Raw genomic sequence first — 17394 nt, 5'->3', positions numbered from 1 at the left:
TCCAACAGCAGGTAATGATCCAAATGCGATTCAAGACATTGCGGGCAATGATGCAGTAACCCTTCCACCAACTTCAGTGACCAATGGTTCGGTTATTCCGAGCGATACTACAGCACCAACATTTGTCAATGCGACAGTTGATCCATTGGGTACGACCTTAACGCTGAACTACAATGAAGCACTTGATCCATTAAATCCACCAGTTGCAGGCGACTTCGCAGTGACAGCGGATGGTCAAGTGGTTGCGATCACGGGTGTGTTAGTGGTGGGTAGTAGCGTGGTGTTAACCTTGGGTGCTCCAGTGACCTTAGGTCAAGCGGTGCAAGTGGGTTATACCGATCCAACAGCAGGTAATGATCCAAATGCGATTCAAGACATTGCGGGCAATGATGCAGTAACCCTTCCACCAACTTCAGTGACCAATGGTTCGGTTATTATTCCGCCACTTAATGCTGTAAATGATGAATTTGCATTGGATCTAGGTCAGGAAACTCGTATTGATCGTACAGAAGTTGCTGGTTCAGATATCGCAGTGGTTGATATCTTGGGGAATAATGCTACCGGTCTAGATTTTTCAATTCCACAAACAACAGGCAATGCAGGTAAGGGGTCGACTGGTAATATTTCTGTCACGGTTTCGCAACAAGATCTGATTTCGGTCGGTGAGGCTGTTCAGATTGTTATTTATCAGCAAACTACCAATGGACCAGTGGAGGTTGCACGTGGTACGAGTCAAGGTGGTATTGTCACTGTTGGTGGTATTGGAATCATTGGTGTCGTAAATAGCAACGATTCAATTAAGCTTGATTTTACTAATTTACCAGAAGGTAATTATACGGTAGCCGTTCAGGCAGATGATAGTGCTCTAACAACCTTACTCAAAGATGTTGCTATTAGTGATCTTGGTGGTGAAGGGGAAATTCTGGGGGCTTCAAATGCTGCAGCTATCGGGGCAGCAATTACTGCAGTACTCGGCCCGGTTTTGGGTGCTCCAATACTTGCTTTAGTCAATACAATTTTAATCCCTGTTAATACAATTGGCTTACCACTTTCAAGCGTAGTTAACCAGCTACTGGACGTATTACCAATTGGAGTAATTGATTACATTGTTGATGCTGCTGTTGCTCCTCTATTGTCAAACTTGTTAACGATTTATGAAAAAACAAATATCAGTGTAACTGGAACTGAAGAAGTTTTTGCTAACTATGAATTAACAGGTAATGTTTTTGCTGATAATGGCAATGGGCAAGATGTAGTCAGTGGTGGTTCGATTATTGAAATAGATGGTTCATCTGTTGCATCAGGTACTGTTACGATTCAAGGAGAGTATGGCAACCTTGAAATTAATACTCTAACAGGAGTCTTTACTTATACTGTGACAGCTGGAGAGGCGGCTTTAGGAAAAACTGAAATATTTGATTATAAACTGTCTAATGGAACAACATCGGATATTGCTCAAATCATTATTAATATTGCAGGAACACCAGCAGATCCTGGAGAGTTGACTCCACCAGATCATGTAGATCAAGTTGTGGCAAATGATGACCTTGCAACTGTTAAAAATTATCATGAATCTGTAGGTGATGATGTTGGTGAACAAGGACGAGCTTCTCAATTATTAGGTGTAAATTTACTCGGACTAAATATCTCTTTAGGTAATACCGTACCATTTAATTTTGAAGTTGAAGAAAACAGCACGTCAAGTATTCATGTCAATGTGAGCGGTAGCGTTGTAAGTGCTGCGATAGGTGGACTTATTGGTGCTTTATTAGGAACAGCTGATAAGTTTTTCAATGCTGTACTTGAACGTCAATATGTAGATGAAAACGGCGTTATACAAAAAGAGCACTTCATTGTGGAAGATGCTGTAAAACTAACGCCACCTGGATTGTTGGGCATTATCTTTAATTATTCTGGTCAGATTAATATAGATAATTTACCACCCGGCGTTTATACAATCGCGCTACAAGAGAAACCAACGGATTCTGGTTTATTACAACAAATTTTGAATTTATTGGATTCGACAGCATCTGCCCAGTTATTTGGTGGTGTTGAATTAACCATGCAAGATCAAACCAATAAATATTTGGGTTCAAGTACCATTGAAGGAAATGTAATTTCAAGTGTGGATGGTGCAGATGAAGTAAATACAACAACATTTGTTACTAAAGTGGCCAATGAAGTGGGTGATCCTGCAGTCACATTATCAGGTGCAAACACGGTTGTTGTAGGTGCTTACGGAACACTTTATATTTCTCCAAACGGACATTATAAATATGTGAGTAATGGTGATGCTGCAGATATTGGCAAGGTAGATACATTTACTTACACGATCAGGGACTTTAATGGCAGTGAAGCAACAGCGAATTTAAATATTCGTATTGATGGTGATAACTCTGGCGTGGTTTGGGATAATGCAAACCCTCAAAATGATATATCTCTTCCAGCTCCAATTATTTTAGACAATGCAGAGCATGTCGCTATTGGTGCTGTAACGAATGTGGTACAAACAGTAAGTGAAGCGAATCAAGGTGCTAGTTTTGCAGTGGCAGGTTCATTAGGTGGTGGTGCTGGTACTTATACTCCGACGACATTTAGTGTGGCGAATACAGACTCTTCTCATGTTGTAGTTAAAGTAAATATCCCAGCACTTTCAGTTTCTCTATTGCCAACGATTGTTCTTACAATCAAAGATCAAAATGGTACAGTTGTTGGGACGATAACCGGTAAGCCTCTTCTCAATGCACTTGGAAGTTCAATAACTGTCGACATGCCTAATTTAGGGCCAGGAACCTATACAATTACAGCATCTGCATCGGGTAATATAGGTTTAGGATTTAATGCTACAGTGAGCTTAGCGCAAGATATTACTCACTATAATGAAATTGGCCCAGTAACCGCAGCTCCAATTATTGGCAACATGTTGACAGACGATACCTATAATCCATCTTATGCTAAATTTAGTATTGATACGGGTAATGGTCAGTTTGTAGAGGTTGGATATAATGGTGTGACAGTGCAAGGTGAGTATGGCAGTCTGTTCGTGAAAAGTGATGGAAGCTATGTTTATACACCAAGTGCGGGAGTAATCGGTCGTCAAGAAGTATTCGATTATAAACTCTCTGTTTTTGGTCAAGATCATACAGCATCTCTTACAGTAACAGTTGATGCACTAACCACTGGTGATGCTCTCCGCAATACACTGATTAGTGGTGAACTGAATGATACCTTTACGGGTAATGGAGGTTCAGATGTGCTTGTATATCATGTATTAGAAAGTGCGAGTGCAAGTGGTGGAAATGGCGTCGATCATTGGACAGACTTCCATTCAGGAAATGTGAACACTGATACGAATGCAGACATCATAGATATTTCTGATTTACTGATTGGTTTTAATAGTGCAAATATCACAACCGATTTAACAGCATCGGCAAACTATCTGAAAAACTATCTTGGAGTAAGAGTTGATGGTAATAATGTCACTCTCACCCTAGATCGTGATGGTGCAGGAACTACGTACACTGGCAAAACCGATTTACTCCAATTGGATAATTTAGCGCAATCAGGTGCTGCATTTAATGGCAAAACTGAAGATGATATCTTGAAACTCTTGCTTCAAAATCATCAGCTTGTTCTATAATTTAGTCAGTAAATTGAAAAACCCTAAGTTCGCTTAGGGTTTTTTATTGTCCCATGTATTTTAAAAGCACGTTATAATGACAATATATTGAGTTTGAATGCTTTATTTTCATTATGGTTTATACACTTGTATCTGAAACGATTTTTGAGGAAGACATTAAAAAGAGTCGATTTCAAGCCATTGCAGCATCTGTTGAAAATGAGCAGCAAGTTAAAATATTTCTGGAAAAACATTTAGATCTAACAACAACACATCAATGCTGGGCATGGAAAATAGGTCATAATGTTCGTTTTAATGACGATGGTGAACCTTCAGGTACAGCAGGCCGACCAATCCTTGCAACCATTGAGGGTAATGATTTAACCAACACAATTGTATTGGTCAATCGCTGGTATGGTGGCATCAAATTAGGTACAGGTGGTTTAGTTCGGGCTTATGGCGGCTGTTCAGGGCAATGTTTGCTTTTGGCTGAGAAAATAGAACTGATTGAAAAGAAGAAAATTTATTTTCAATGCCACTTCAGCGAATGGTCGATTTTTCAGTATGAATTAAATACCCAAGACATTGAGTATAAAGAACAATATACCGCTGATGGTGTTGAAGTTGAAGCATTATTACAAATACATCAAATTGATCCACTTAAGTTAAAAGTTCAAGATGTAACGCGTGGGCGTGAGCAACTTAAATTGTTGGAAGACATTGATGAATGAGCAAGATCCATTACTAAAATATCGTGAACAACATAAGCATCGCTTAAATTATATGCCATGGCTGTATTATTCACTTAAACCGAAAAATCGAGTTTGGGCGGAGCAGTGGCAGCAGCAGTACCAAGCGTATTTGATGGCAATGGAAACTGTTGAAATAGGTAAAAATTGTTTTATTTCACCTTTGGCTCATATTTTTGCTGAGCCTGGTCGGAAAATTCTCATTGGGGATAATACTTTTATTGCAGCGGATTGTACGTTGCATGGGCCGTTAGAGATTGGTAATGAAGTTGCGATCAACCATCATTGTATTTTAGATGGGGGTAAAGTCGGTATTAAATTACATGATCAAGTCCGTATAGCCGCCTATTGTCATCTTTATGCTTTTGATCATGGTATGGATTTGAGTATTCCTGTTTATCAACAAGCTGTGACTTCCCAAGGCATTGAAATTGGTCAAGATGTTTGGTTGGGGGCACACGTTGGTGTAAAAGATGGGGTAAAAATTGCTTCACATGCCATAATTGGAATGAATAGTATGGTCACTAAAAATGTGGCTGAAAGAGAAATTGTGGCTGGAAACCCAGCACGTTTTATTCGTTATCGTGAATGAATGCACAGTTTGTACAAATACATAATTAAATTATGGAATTAATTACATAAAGTTGTCCAAACTTATAAAAACTTGTGCTAATTTAAATAATATAGACCCAAAGCTGTAAAGCTAAAGCGAGGTTAAAATGAACAGAGTAGTGGCTTGTATTGACTCTTCTCCGTGCATCAATGCATTGGCAGAAGCAGCCGCATGGATTGCTCAAAAAACTGGTCGTGAACTGGTTTTATTGCAAGTATTGGATTATTACCCTGCAAGTTATCATTTAGGGGAAATTAGTGGGGTAATTGGCTTCGAAAGTAATGCGATGTTGCTTAAAGAGCTGGCTGAGCTTGAACAAAAGCAAAGTGAATTAGCACTGGATTACAGCAATAATTTACTTAAGCATATTTCAGAAATGATTCAAGAAAAATACAATATCAGACCTATTCAAATTCAAGCCAAAGGTGATTTTCTAGAACAAAGCTTTAATGAGTTGACTGAAGATGATATCGCTGTAATCGGTCGAGTTGGTGAGCGTTCAGCTGAGAAGAATAAAATATTGGGCAGTAATGTTGAAAACTTTATTCGTGGAACGAAAAGTACTGTATTAACTGTTGGGCAAACATTTAAACCCCCAACCCGTTTTATTTTTGCTTATGAGCTTTCTGAAACATGTCAAAAAATGCTAAAACGTGTTGAAAAAAGTGATTTACTTAAACTTTTACAATGTCATTTACTTTATGTCGGTGATCATCCTGAAATTCTCAATGAGCCTGCGCAACGTTTAAAAGATGCGGGTCTGGATGTAGTAGTAGAATATCGTTATGGTGATGTTGCTGAAAATATTTTGGATTATCAAAATCAACATCAAATTCAATTGATTGTGCTAGGTGCTTTTAGTCATAGTAAGATTCATCAGTTCTTTTTAGGTAGTGTGACAACCTCAATCTTTAGAAATGCCTCTGTTCCATTGTTAGTCGCAAAATAAGTTTTATCTTAGGAAAAAAAAGCAACTTCACCGTCGATATTAAGTCAAAAGATGGATGAAACAGAAGAAATGGAATGCCACAAATAATGGGATTTGTGGCATTTTTTTTGATTAAAAAATTTAATAAAAATATTGCATTTTGAAATGCAATAGCTTTTTAATGAACTATGAATTTAACTGGTTGAAAATTAATCGACAATTAAAAATATTTTATTTTCATAGGCTTATTAAATCATTATTGAGTTATCCACAATTCTACAAACAAGTTCAGGGGATAACTCTAAGGAAGATGATCTAAGCTTGAATAGATTTGTTAAAATCATAGCTACAAAAAAGCTGCTACATAAATAGCAGCTTTTAAATTTAGGTTACAATGGTTTATTTCACAATTGCAATGGCAAAACCATCATGTCCTTTGCTGCCAACTGTTTGTAAAGCAGTACATGACAGAATTTTAGGATGGTTTTGCATAGCTTTATACATGTCACGAATCCCTTCAATACTTGGTTTAATATTCGCTGGGTCAAGAATATCACCAGCACGAATCACGTTGTCCAAAACAATGACTGTTCCAGAATGTGAAAGGTTTAAGCTTAGCTCTAAATATTCAGGATAACTTTGTTTATCTGCATCGACAAAAATAAAGTCGAAAGCTTTAGTACTTTCAGGCAAATTCTTTAAAATATCAGCTGCGCGACCACATTTTAATTCAACGGTTTGCTTTAGATTAGCACGATCTATATTTTCTTGACCTAAAGCAGCATGTGTATCACGACCTTCAATCGTTAAAATATAGCCATCTTCAGGTAACGCACGGGCTAACCACATGGTGCTATACGCTGCAAAAGTACCTAATTCTAAAACACGTTTGCACTTGTTCATTTGAATCAACATTTGCAATAACATGCCCTGATTTGCGGCAACAGCAAGGTGGTCTGGAAATCCTTTATCCTCAGTGTTTTTTAATGTTTGTATGAGGATTGGGTCTTCAGGAATTAAATGTGATTCGATATAGGTATCGATGTCTGACCACATTTGTTGCATGTTATACCACCTAATTGGAGTCACTTCGTTTATGTAATTTGCATTTTAATCTTTTAAACGAAGAGTGCAATTTTAATAGAAACTTTTGAGTTAAATTTAATCAACTTGAAAAATAATAAATATATAGAACGATACATTCAGGTTTTATTGTTTTAAAGAAGCCAGATCAACTTCTATAAAACATGGTGATGAAACTGATTTATGCAGCGAAGAATGGGCTAAATCCAATTTTTTTTAATAAACGGCGATACATACTTGAACTGCGATCAGCAGGGAAGTGCGTCTCAATGGATAAATCTAAAGGTAGATATTCTGGTTTTTGTGTCTCAACGATCAAACGGTCTTCTTCAAAGATTTTAAGGTTGTATTCATAAGCATCTTCTATTGGTAAATCTTGATCATAGTTACGACAAATGGGGGCAAATAATCGAGTACTACGTGCTGTCATGGGCGAGGCAGCATTCATAATGACCTGTTTCGCTTGATTGGGGAAATGAATGGTTAATGTTGCGGTAAAAGGCAAATGAATTTCAAAATGGCGTAACCATTGAAAATCCGCTTGTCCTAATTGATCTAGACCAATCGGGTAACGACCTACACTACTGATATAATCAGCACTAAAACCATAGTCTGTTTCTTGCGTAGTGTAATCAGGCACTTCTGTATTTTCTGGGTCACCAAAAGTTTCTGGATGTACCCATGCAAAATGGGCAACATCGATAAAGCCTTCCAATTGTCGACCAGCAAAGCATTTTAAATCGACTTGAGGACAAACCAGTTGTTGGTACGCGGTCTCATCCCAATGCGGCATATTTGGAATATTGGCTATATCCTGTTCTTTTGCTAAAAGTGAACACCAGATTAATCCATAACGTTCAACAGCAGCATAGGTTTTTAGGTGGAAACGGTCCGAAATTTTATGATTGGGATGAGCTGGGATTCGATTACATTTACCATTTTCACCAAAGCGTAAACCATGATAACGGCAAACGATACCTTGACCATCATTTGTTCCGATGCTTAACGGAACACCGCGATGTGGGCAGGCATCTTTGGCAACAATAATTTCAGCACCTATTTTATAAATGACCAATGGCATATCCAGCAACATGGTTCCGAGTGGTTGCTCAGTAATATCTCTTGCTAATGCAATTGGATACCAATATTGGGCTAAGAGTTGCCAGTCATGTTCGGAGAAGCTCATATGAACGGGGAGGTCTGGGTTAAAGCTGTTCAGCGTTTTGCTATTCATATTCAAATCTTTTATGGAATGCTCATTTGAATATAAAACAATGCTGTGTTCTTTGAAATTTCAATTATTATGCGTAATGATGGAAAAAAAGAGAACACATGATTGACTACTAAGTATGATAAGCGGTGGATTTCCATATATAGGCTTAGCTGTAATAATCTTTTAACATTTTTCCAAAATTTAATAAAAAAGAACTGAGTACAATAAGTGCGATGGAGAAACTGCTGCAAAAGAAAATAATTTTTTGATAATTTAACCTGCAACTATTCATTAAAGGCAAATAGTAGACTTGATACATTGAGCGTAAGGTTTGCATGGTTAATATAAATAAACTGATGAAGCTAAAACTAATAACAATATTTTGGATCAGATTGTATTGACTAATTTGTGCCAATAAAAAGTAAATGATCCAACAGCTCATATAGATAATGAATGTAATCATGCTAGCTGAGGCTACCATTTTTAGAAAAGTTTCATGCCATTCTTTACGATTTAATCTCATTATTTAAATTGCTCTTTTTTATTTATTTTAAAGGTTTTTAGATGAGTAAATAAGGTTGATACGACGTATATTGTCGCTTTAAGTATGTAAACGTTAATACAGTTTTTGTGACATACACATGAAATATTACAATTTGAATTGTAATATCCTCAAATTTAAAAAATAGCACACAGTTGATTACATATTGAATTTAAAAGATTTTTAATAAAATCAAATGTGAATTATCAAATATCATAAAAGCGTCATAAAGCTGTAACTTATTTGTCATATTTTAAAATCAAAATGCAATTATCCGAAAAGTACTACACAACAAGAAGTGGTGTACTTCAAAATTGCAGTTTATTTAAGAGAGAAAAGAATGCGCATTAATCACATCGCACTTGCATTAGCAGTTTCAGGGGCAGCAGTAGCAGCAAATGCTCGTGATACCATCCAAATCGCTGGTTCTTCTACTGTACTTCCTTATGCGAGTATTGTTGCTGAAGAATTTGGTAACACTTTCCCTCAATTTAAGGCACCTGTAGTTGGCTCAGGCGGTAGTTCTGCTGGTCTTAAACAGTTCTGTTCAGGTGTAGGCGATAACACAATTGATATCGCAAATGCTTCACGTAAAATTAAAGATACTGAAATCGCAGCGTGTAAAAAAGCTGGCGTAAACAAAGTCCAAGAAATAAAAATCGGTTATGACGGTATCGTTTTTGCTTCAAATGCAAGTAAAGCAGCTTATAAATTACGTCCACAACACGTATTTGCAGCCCTAGCAGCTGAATTACCATCAAATGGTAAATTGGTACCAAACCCATATACACGTTGGAACCAAATTGATAAATCGCTTCCAAATGAGCCAATTACTTTAGTTGTTCCAGCTTCTAACCACGGTACACGTGAAGTGTTCCAAGAGAAAATGGTTGAAGCGGGTTGCGAAACTTACGATTACTTCAAAAAGTTAGACAAAGATGCACAGAAAAAAGCATGTTCTAACTTCCGTAAAGACGGTAAAGTAATTGAAATTGCTGGTGATTATACTGAAACTCTAGCACGTTTAAAAACATCTCCAAGTGCGGTAGGTGTATTTGGCTTAGGTTTCTATGACCAAAACAAAGATAAATTACGTGTTGCGACAGTGAACAACGTTGTTCCTTCTGAGCAAACTGTTTTAAATGGTACTTACCCTGTATCTCGTCCTTTATACTTCTATGTAAAAGGTGAACACTTACAGTCAATCAAAGGCTTAAAAGAATATACTGAATACTTCCTTAACAAGAAGGTATCTGGTAAAGGTTCTAAGTTAGACAAAGCTGGTTTGATTTCATTGTCAGATGCTGAACGTGCAAAAGTATTAGCTGGTTTTAAAGCTGGTAAATAATAAAACCGCAATAATGGAGCTGATGGTGGGTGACTACCATCGGCTTTCCTTGCTAAGTAGAGTTTTTTCAAAGCATTGAAATTGAAAAAACGGTGGAGAATACATGAATCTGCTACTCATTGGCGTGTTATTGGCTTTAATCGCTATCGCATATCAAATCGGGCTACGAAAAAGCCGAAGCCTAGCAGGTAAGGGAAATAACACTGCAATTTTACATTCGCGTCCTGGCTACTATGGCTCTTTGGTGGCGTTGTGGTGTGGAATCCCAGCTTTTTTAATTTTGATTGTTTGGAATTTGGTAGAACCAAGTGTTTTACAACATCTAATTTTAAAAAATGTTCCAGCAACTGTTGCTTCATCGCTAGATACAGCTGGGGTAGATGTACTGGTAGATCGTATTAAAGCAATTGCCTCTGGCTTTGGTGTGACAGATACGCCAGCAGCTTATGAGGTTGCAGCTGCAGAACAACTCTCAAAATTTGAAAGAATTGGCTCGTTTGCAAAGTTTGCTGTGGTAACGTGTGCTGCGATCCTTGGATTGATTTGGGCAAGAAAAAGAATTAGTCAACAATTTCGTGCACGTAACGAAGTTGAAAAAACTATTAATGTTGTTTTGATCCTCTGTTCTGGTGTCGCGATTCTCACAACTGTGGGTATTGTGATGTCGATGTTCAGTGAAGCGATGCACTTTTTCCAGTTTGTAAGTCCAATCGACTTCTTCTTTGGTACAGAGTGGAATCCTGGGTTTAGTACTTCAGGAAATGCCGAAGGAAGTTATGGTTTGCTACCATTACTCTGGGGAACACTCATGGTCAGTGGTATTGCACTACTGGTTGCTGTTCCACTGGGTCTAATGATTGCAATTTATCTTGCTGAATATGCTTCACCTCGATTCCGTTCATGGGCAAAGCCAACAATTGAAGTTTTAGCGGGTATTCCAACCATTGTTTATGGTGTTTTTGCCATGATGGTGCTTGGTCCAATCTTCAAATCAATTGGTGATTCTATTGGCGTTGAAGTCAATGCGACTAGCGCACTAACAGCGGGTTTTGCAATGGGGATTATGATTATCCCATTTGTATCTTCTTTATCAGATGACATTATTACTCAAGTGCCGCGAGCTTTGCGTGATGGTTCTTTAGGTTTAGGTGCAACCAAATCTGAAACTATTCGCCAAGTGGTTCTCCCAGCTGCCTTACCAGGTATTACTGGTGCATTCTTACTCGCAGTATCTCGTGCGGTAGGTGAAACCATGATTGTAGTACTCGCTGCTGGTAATAGTCCATTGTTACATATCAATCCACTTGAAGCTGTTTCCACAGTAACAGTAACGATTGTAAAACAATTAACAGGTGATACAGACTTTGCAAGTCCGCAGGCATTAGTTGCATTTGCACTGGGTTTAACTTTATTTACCATTACATTGTGTTTAAACATTGTCGCACTTTATATTGTGCGTAAATATCGTGAGCAATACGAATGAGTACATCAAATACATCTCCTGTGGATCAAAATGTATTTGATCCTCAAGCCGCTGCTGAGTTGCGAGAAAAACGTAAAGCTAAAATTGCTAGCTCATTGTCAAAACGCCATCGTAAAGAAAAGACCTTCCGTATTGCTGGCTTTTCAGCAGTGATTACTGGCTTGGCATTTGTAGCAATCTTATTTGGAAGTATTTTATACAAAGGGTTGCCAGCATTTTGGCAAGCAAGCATGACTGTACCTGTATATTTTGATCCCGCTATGATTGATGCAGGACCAAAACCAACGCAAAAAGTAGGGGAGTCTCCTGCTGTTTTTCAAGAGCGTTATGTAGACTGGCAAACTAAAATGGGTATGGTTGATTGGGATGCCTTGATTGTAAATGCAATCATTGCAAAAGATCCTACACTTGAAAGCCGTCGAGATGATCTTTCGGGTGTTTACACCAGCTCAGAAGCTTATCGTATCCGTGATATGGTCTTCAAAGATCCTGCATTGATTGGTAAAACAGTCGAACTCAACTTCCTTGCTGATGCTAATATTGATGTTTGGTTAGCAGGTCATATCGATCGTTCATTACCTGATGAGCAACAACAACTTAGCCCAGAAGTACGTCAACTTTCAGATGATTTGGCCGCAAAAGGGATTATTAACCGAACTTTTAACACACAAATGTTCACTAACCCTGATTCACGAAGTTCACCTGCAACAGCAGGTTTAGCAGGTGCATTTATGGGTTCATTGTTCATGATGTTAATTGTGATTGCGATTTCTATTCCATTGGGCGTGGCAAGTGCGATCTATCTCGAAGAGTTTGCACCAAAAAACTTTATCACAGACATTATTGAGGTAAACATCAATAACCTTGCAGCGGTTCCATCGATTGTATTTGGATTATTGGGCGCTGCCATTTTTATTGGTTGGATGCATTTGCCTATATCCGCACCTTTGGTCGGTGGTTTGGTATTAAGTTTAATGACCTTGCCTACAGTAATTATCACCACTCGTGCATCACTGAAAGCAGTACCTCCATCAATTCGTCAAGCGGCGTTAGGTATAGGTGCTTCTCGTTTACAAACAGTATTCCACCATGTATTGCCTTTGGCTCTGCCAGGGATTATGACAGGTGCGATTATTGGTATTGCTCATGCATTGGGTGAAACAGCACCATTACTCTTAATTGGTATGAGTGCTTTCGTTGCAAATATTCCAGTATCTCCATTAGACCAATCTACGGCTTTACCTGTTCAAGTTTACTTATGGCAAGGTAATGAATTACGTAACTTCTTCGAAGGGCGTACGGCTGCAGCCATCATTGTGTTATTGGCACTCATGGTCGGTCTAAACAGCTTTGCAATTTGGTTACGTAAGAAATTTGAAGTTCGCTGGTAAAAGAGGGCAGAATAGAGATGAATACTGTAGAAACTAAAAATTCCTTAAGACAGGATACAACCGTGAATTCTGAACAATCTCAATTTACATCGACTGACAGTAAGCAAAAGCAAGCAAGCACTTCTTTTGTATCCCAGTTTGAGTCTTCGACGCCGAAGAAAGAAAAAAATACAACTGTGAAAATTAGTGCTGAAGATGTGCATGTTTACTATGGTGAAGCTGAAGCGATTAAGGGTATTGATCTTCAAGTTTATGAAAATGAAGTGATTGCATTTATTGGTCCATCAGGTTGTGGTAAATCAACATTTTTACGCACCTTAAACCGTATGAATGATACGATTGATACTTGTCGTGTAACAGGTAAAGTGCGTTTAGATAATCAAGATATTTATGATCCAAATCTAGATGTTGTATTGCTTCGTGCTCAAGTCGGAATGGTATTTCAAAAACCAAACCCGTTTCCTAAATCAATTTTTGATAATGTTGCTTATGGGCCTAAACTACATGGTTTAGCCAAAGATAAGTATGATTTAGAAGAGATTGTTGAAAATAGTTTGCGTAAAGCAGGTTTGTGGGATGAAGTTAAAGATCGTTTAAGTCAGCCAGGCACAGGTCTTTCTGGTGGTCAGCAACAACGTTTGTGTATTGCGCGAACAATTGCTGTAAGCCCAGACGTGATTTTAATGGATGAACCATGTTCTGCACTTGATCCGATTGCGACAGCAAAAGTTGAGGAGTTAATCTCTGAGCTTTCTGCACAATATACAATCGCAATTGTAACCCACTCCATGCAACAAGCAGCACGTGTCTCTGACCGTACAGCCTACTTTCATTTAGGAGACTTAATCGAAGTTAACTCTACAGAGAAAGTCTTTACTCAACCAGATCACCAATTGACTGAAGCTTATATTACTGGTCGTTTTGGTTAAGTCGAGCACTGATTAAGTCCAGTTTAGTTGTGAAATTAAAGAGCCGTAAGGCTCTTTTTCTATAGATAAAGCATATAAAAATTTGAGACAATGAATTAAATTTATGAGAATGGTAGATAAAAAAATTAAAAACCTAAGCTGCCAAATAATAAATTGATTGTCTAAATCTTTTCTTTGTTGGGTGCTGAAATAGGGATGTAATGCAGTTTTAGTTAAGTCTAGTATTTTTTAATAAAACCAATTTAATAAGAATGGGTAAGGCTAAATAATTTAAGAGGTAGGAATAGATGAGCTATGCGTTCATATTTCAATATAAGTGCCATGAAATAAATGCTTAATTATTTGAGCTTATAAGAGCGGGAAATTAGACAAAGGCTTTTTTAAGACATACATCATTTTAAACTTTGTGTATTAAACATATTTTTCAGTTAGGGCTTTATTTTATATGCGAATAGCAGTTGATTGTTATTTGTAATTTTCTGAGCTATTCATAGTTGCTTTATATAAAAAAGGAGCTCAAAAGCTCCTTCTTATTACCAAGATTGCTTATAGTATGTTTTTAATCGATTGGATCTTCACGATGTTGTTCAACTGCTTTAGCGTCATAGTGTGCTTTACTCGGATGAGCGAATGCAGTAGCCAGTTTGTCTTTGTCTAAAGCATTGTCCCAACGTGCCACAACAATCGTTGCACACGCATTACCGACTAAATTGGTCAGTGCACGGCATTCAGACATAAAGCGGTCAATACCTAGAATCAAAGCCATACCTGCAACAGGAACTGCTGGAACAACAGATAATGTGGCTGCTAAGGTAATAAATCCAGCACCTGTAACACCAGCAGCGCCTTTAGAGCTTAGCATTGCAACGAGCAATAATAAGATTTGGTCTTGAATACTCAAATCGATATTGCAGGCTTGTGCAATAAAGAGCGCCGCCATCGTCATATAGATGTTGGTACCATCTAGGTTAAATGAATAACCAGTAGGAATAACCAAGCCGACTACAGATTTTTCGCAGCCTGCTTTTTCCATTTTACGCATCAATGATGGAAGTGCGGCTTCAGATGAACTGGTCCCTAAAACTAACCATAATTCATCTTTGATATAGCGAATTAGATCTGTAATTCTAAATCCATTGTAGCGCGCCACTGCACCCAAAATAACCAAAATAAAGAGTAAGGCAGTGATATAGAACGTCATAATTAAAAGTAAAAGATTTCCAATACTTTCAATACCATACTTACCAATTGTAAATGCCATTGCACCAAAAGCACCAATCGGAGCAAATTTCATCAGCATTCCAACTAAATGGAATACAGGTGCTGTAAGGTTATTTAAGAAATCTACAATCGGTTGACCTTTTTCGCCTACCGCAGCTAAGGATAAACCAAATAATACGGCAACAAATAGAACTTGTAGAATATCACCACTGGTTAATGGGCTAACGATGGTTGTTGGAAGAATATTCAGCAAGAAGTCGACAATCGAAGCGTCATGTGCTTTTTCAGCGTACTCAACAACTTTCTCTGATTTTAATGATGTAGGGTCAATATTTAAACCTTGTCCTGGTTTAATAATATTGGCAACAATCATCCCGACGATTAATGCGAGTGTTGAGAATGTTAGGAAATAAAGCATCGCTTTACCGGTTACTCGTCCTACAGTTCCCATATGTTTCATGCCTGATATTCCAGTGACAACCGTCAAGAAAATAACAGGTGCAATAATCATTTTAACCAGTTTAATAAATGCATCACCTAATGGTTTTAAACTTGCACCAATATCTGGCCAAAAGTGTCCAAGAAGGATACCAAGTACAATGGCAAAAATAACCTGAACATAGAGGATTTGATAAAACTTTTGTTTTTTAGGGGGTAGGTGTTCATCGTGTGAGGAGATATCCATACTCAATCCTTATCCTTGATGTTGATAAAATTAAACATTTTTTAAAGAAATGACACGCAAATGTTCATAAATTTTAAAAATGTAATTATTCTTTTTAACGTGTTGATTTTAAATAGTTTAATCAAAATAACAAATATGTTATTTAGATAAAAAGAGCTGCTAAATAAGCTAATATAAATTTTAAAAATGTGTGATATATGTTTATTTGTATTATTCGTTTGATATAAACATGTCTATGTTTTTTTATGTGAATTTGTCATAAGAAAAGCCAGCAAAAGTTCTACTAAGTGGCATTTGGCTTATTTTCAAGATAAAGTCGCTGAATATAATCAAATCATCAAAGCTTAACTTAGATGTAAAAACTATTAATAAAATCTTAATTTATTCACGATGTGCATCTTTACTCGAATTTTAATGCGTTTTAAAGTATAAAAAAAAGCTATATTATTCATAACTTAAATTTGGTTATTGTATTTTCAAAAGTCTTAATAAGACCGACTTTTATACTTTATATAGCCTAAGTGAGTTTAGCTTTGTCGAATTTTTCAAAAAGTGTATTGAAATTTACCTGATCCGTCCGCATCTTATTAGAAAAGCATTTCCTCAAATATTCGAGATTATAAATTCTATGTTATTCCATTTACCTAAAGTACCCGCAGAACTTCGCATTAGTCATTTAAATGCTCGAATTAATGAGCAAAGAAAAAGAATTGCTCAGTCTACTGCATCGAAATTGGAACTGTTTCAACTGACTCAACAGTTTGTAAAAGAAGCTCGTATACGTAAAAAGAATAATCAAAAAATCTATGTATTGGATTTTAAAGGAGATGTACAAGCTTCAGCGGTTGAGAATTTACGAGAAGAAATTACCTTAATTCTTGCGACAGCAAAAGCAGGGCGTGATCGTGTCATCGTACGTTTAGAAAGCCCAGGTGGTATGGTGCATGGTTATGGTCTTGCAGCTGCACAATTAGTTCGTTTACGTGATGCAGGCTTTAATCTGACGATTTGTGTGGATAAAGTAGCTGCGAGTGGCGGTTATATGATGGCATGTATCGCAAGTGAAATCGTCTCTGCACCTTTTGCTGTGGTTGGTTCGATTGGTGTTGTTGCTCAAGTGCCCAATTTTAATAGACTGTTGAAAGAGCATCATGTTGATTTTGAGCTATATACTGCTGGTCAGTTTAAACGTACTGTGACGATGTTTGGTGAAAACACTCCAGAAGGTAAAGCAAAATTTGAAGAAGAGTTACAACAAACACATCAATTATTTAAGCATTTTGTTGAAAAATATCGCCCACAACTCAATGTGGAAAAAGTTGCTACAGGTGAACATTGGTATGGTGAAGATGCGCGTAATTTAAATTTAGTGGATAAATTGCAAACTTCAGATGAATATTTGCTGAGCTTACTGCCACAACATGATGTATATGTGATTCAAACACGTCGTAAGCCAACACTTGGCGAGAAGTTAGGTTTGCAGGCTGCACAAATGGCAGATGCCTTAATTCCATCTGTCGTGAATAAATTGATGAGTGAGATCACCAAGCTAAATTCTTCTTTACCGATGTTTAAAGACGATAAATTCTAA

12 protein-coding genes are annotated in these 17394 nt (G+C 37.3%); 9 read left to right on the top strand and 3 right to left on the bottom strand.

What is annotated here, in order from left to right:
* From ACG916_RS17440 to ACG916_RS17425, 4 genes are all read left to right on the top strand, one after another.
* On the top strand, positions 1-3640 hold a 3640-nt coding region (locus tag ACG916_RS17440; RefSeq protein ID WP_419368201.1), incomplete at its 5' end, for a BapA/Bap/LapF family large adhesin.
* Between the two features lie 113 nt (positions 3641-3753).
* On the top strand, positions 3754-4350 hold the full coding sequence (locus tag ACG916_RS17435) for an IMPACT family protein (protein WP_419327734.1): 597 nt from the start codon (positions 3754-3756) through the stop codon (positions 4348-4350).
* Positions 4343-4960 (top strand): acyltransferase, encoded by a 618-nt coding sequence (locus ACG916_RS17430; protein WP_336954403.1) that lies wholly within the window; start codon positions 4343-4345, stop codon positions 4958-4960. Before ACG916_RS17435 ends, ACG916_RS17430 begins: the two co-directional genes overlap by 8 nt.
* A gap of 127 nt (positions 4961-5087) precedes the next feature.
* Positions 5088-5930, top strand: a complete 843-nt coding sequence (locus ACG916_RS17425; protein WP_336954404.1) for a universal stress protein — start codon at positions 5088-5090, stop codon at positions 5928-5930.
* Between the two features lie 378 nt (positions 5931-6308).
* Here ACG916_RS17425 and ACG916_RS17420 read toward each other — a convergent pair whose 3' ends face one another.
* Together ACG916_RS17420 and ACG916_RS17415 are read right to left on the bottom strand one after the other, a co-directional pair.
* The gene (locus ACG916_RS17420; protein ID WP_336954405.1) at positions 6309-6974 is read right to left on the bottom strand and encodes an O-methyltransferase; all 666 of its coding nucleotides are present in this window, start codon (positions 6972-6974) and stop codon (positions 6309-6311) included.
* A gap of 199 nt (positions 6975-7173) precedes the next feature.
* Entirely contained in the window at positions 7174-8226 is a 1053-nt protein-coding gene (locus ACG916_RS17415; RefSeq protein ID WP_419327735.1) for a Rieske 2Fe-2S domain-containing protein, read from the bottom strand.
* Between the two features lie 860 nt (positions 8227-9086).
* Here ACG916_RS17415 and ACG916_RS17410 point away from each other — a divergent pair.
* The 4 genes from ACG916_RS17410 to pstB all read left to right on the top strand — a co-directional run bounded on the left by ACG916_RS17410 (position 9087) and on the right by pstB (position 13897).
* Complete coding sequence (locus ACG916_RS17410) at positions 9087-10094, top strand: substrate-binding domain-containing protein (RefSeq protein ID WP_096734464.1); 1008 nt, start codon at positions 9087-9089, stop codon at positions 10092-10094.
* Positions 10095-10197: 103 nt separating this feature from the next.
* Positions 10198-11577, top strand: coding sequence for a phosphate ABC transporter permease subunit PstC (pstC, locus tag ACG916_RS17405; RefSeq protein WP_336954407.1), 1380 nt, complete (start codon positions 10198-10200; stop codon positions 11575-11577).
* Positions 11574-12968, top strand: coding sequence for a phosphate ABC transporter permease PstA (pstA, locus tag ACG916_RS17400; protein WP_419327736.1), 1395 nt, complete (start codon positions 11574-11576; stop codon positions 12966-12968). The genes pstC and pstA overlap by 4 nt, the downstream gene beginning before the upstream one ends.
* A gap of 17 nt (positions 12969-12985) precedes the next feature.
* Positions 12986-13897, top strand: coding sequence for a phosphate ABC transporter ATP-binding protein PstB (gene pstB, locus ACG916_RS17395; RefSeq protein WP_336954409.1), 912 nt, complete (start codon positions 12986-12988; stop codon positions 13895-13897).
* Between the two features lie 559 nt (positions 13898-14456).
* Here pstB and ACG916_RS17390 read toward each other — a convergent pair.
* Positions 14457-15803 (bottom strand): dicarboxylate/amino acid:cation symporter, encoded by a 1347-nt coding sequence (locus ACG916_RS17390; RefSeq protein WP_419301466.1) that lies wholly within the window; start codon positions 15801-15803, stop codon positions 14457-14459.
* Positions 15804-16422: 619 nt separating this feature from the next.
* Between ACG916_RS17390 and sohB the strand changes: the two genes are divergently transcribed.
* A complete protein-coding gene (gene sohB / locus ACG916_RS17385) occupies positions 16423-17394 on the top strand; it encodes a protease SohB (RefSeq protein ID WP_336954479.1) in 972 nt (323 codons plus the stop codon).

Source organism: Acinetobacter legionensis, assembly GCF_048552295.1.
Taxonomy (GTDB): Bacteria; Pseudomonadota; Gammaproteobacteria; order Pseudomonadales; family Moraxellaceae; genus Acinetobacter.
The sequence above is the reverse complement of the archived record's forward strand: the minus strand, read 5'-3'. Positions and strand labels throughout refer to the sequence as shown.

What these genes read in the sequence shown, in the direction of transcription:
- ACG916_RS17420 (WP_336954405.1), bottom strand. Translation starts at nt 6,974, where the DNA reads ATGCAACAAATGTGGTCAGACATCGATACCTATATCGAATCACATTTA.
- pstA (WP_419327736.1), top strand. Translation starts at nt 11,574, where the DNA reads ATGAGTACATCAAATACATCTCCTGTGGATCAAAATGTATTTGATCCT.
- ACG916_RS17415 (WP_419327735.1), bottom strand. Translation starts at nt 8,226, where the DNA reads ATGAATAGCAAAACGCTGAACAGCTTTAACCCAGACCTCCCCGTTCAT.
- pstC (WP_336954407.1), top strand. Translation starts at nt 10,198, where the DNA reads ATGAATCTGCTACTCATTGGCGTGTTATTGGCTTTAATCGCTATCGCA.
- pstB (WP_336954409.1), top strand. Translation starts at nt 12,986, where the DNA reads ATGAATACTGTAGAAACTAAAAATTCCTTAAGACAGGATACAACCGTG.
- ACG916_RS17390 (WP_419301466.1), bottom strand. Translation starts at nt 15,803, where the DNA reads ATGGATATCTCCTCACACGATGAACACCTACCCCCTAAAAAACAAAAG.
- ACG916_RS17410 (WP_096734464.1), top strand. Translation starts at nt 9,087, where the DNA reads ATGCGCATTAATCACATCGCACTTGCATTAGCAGTTTCAGGGGCAGCA.
- ACG916_RS17425 (WP_336954404.1), top strand. Translation starts at nt 5,088, where the DNA reads ATGAACAGAGTAGTGGCTTGTATTGACTCTTCTCCGTGCATCAATGCA.
- ACG916_RS17430 (WP_336954403.1), top strand. Translation starts at nt 4,343, where the DNA reads ATGAATGAGCAAGATCCATTACTAAAATATCGTGAACAACATAAGCAT.
- ACG916_RS17435 (WP_419327734.1), top strand. Translation starts at nt 3,754, where the DNA reads ATGGTTTATACACTTGTATCTGAAACGATTTTTGAGGAAGACATTAAA.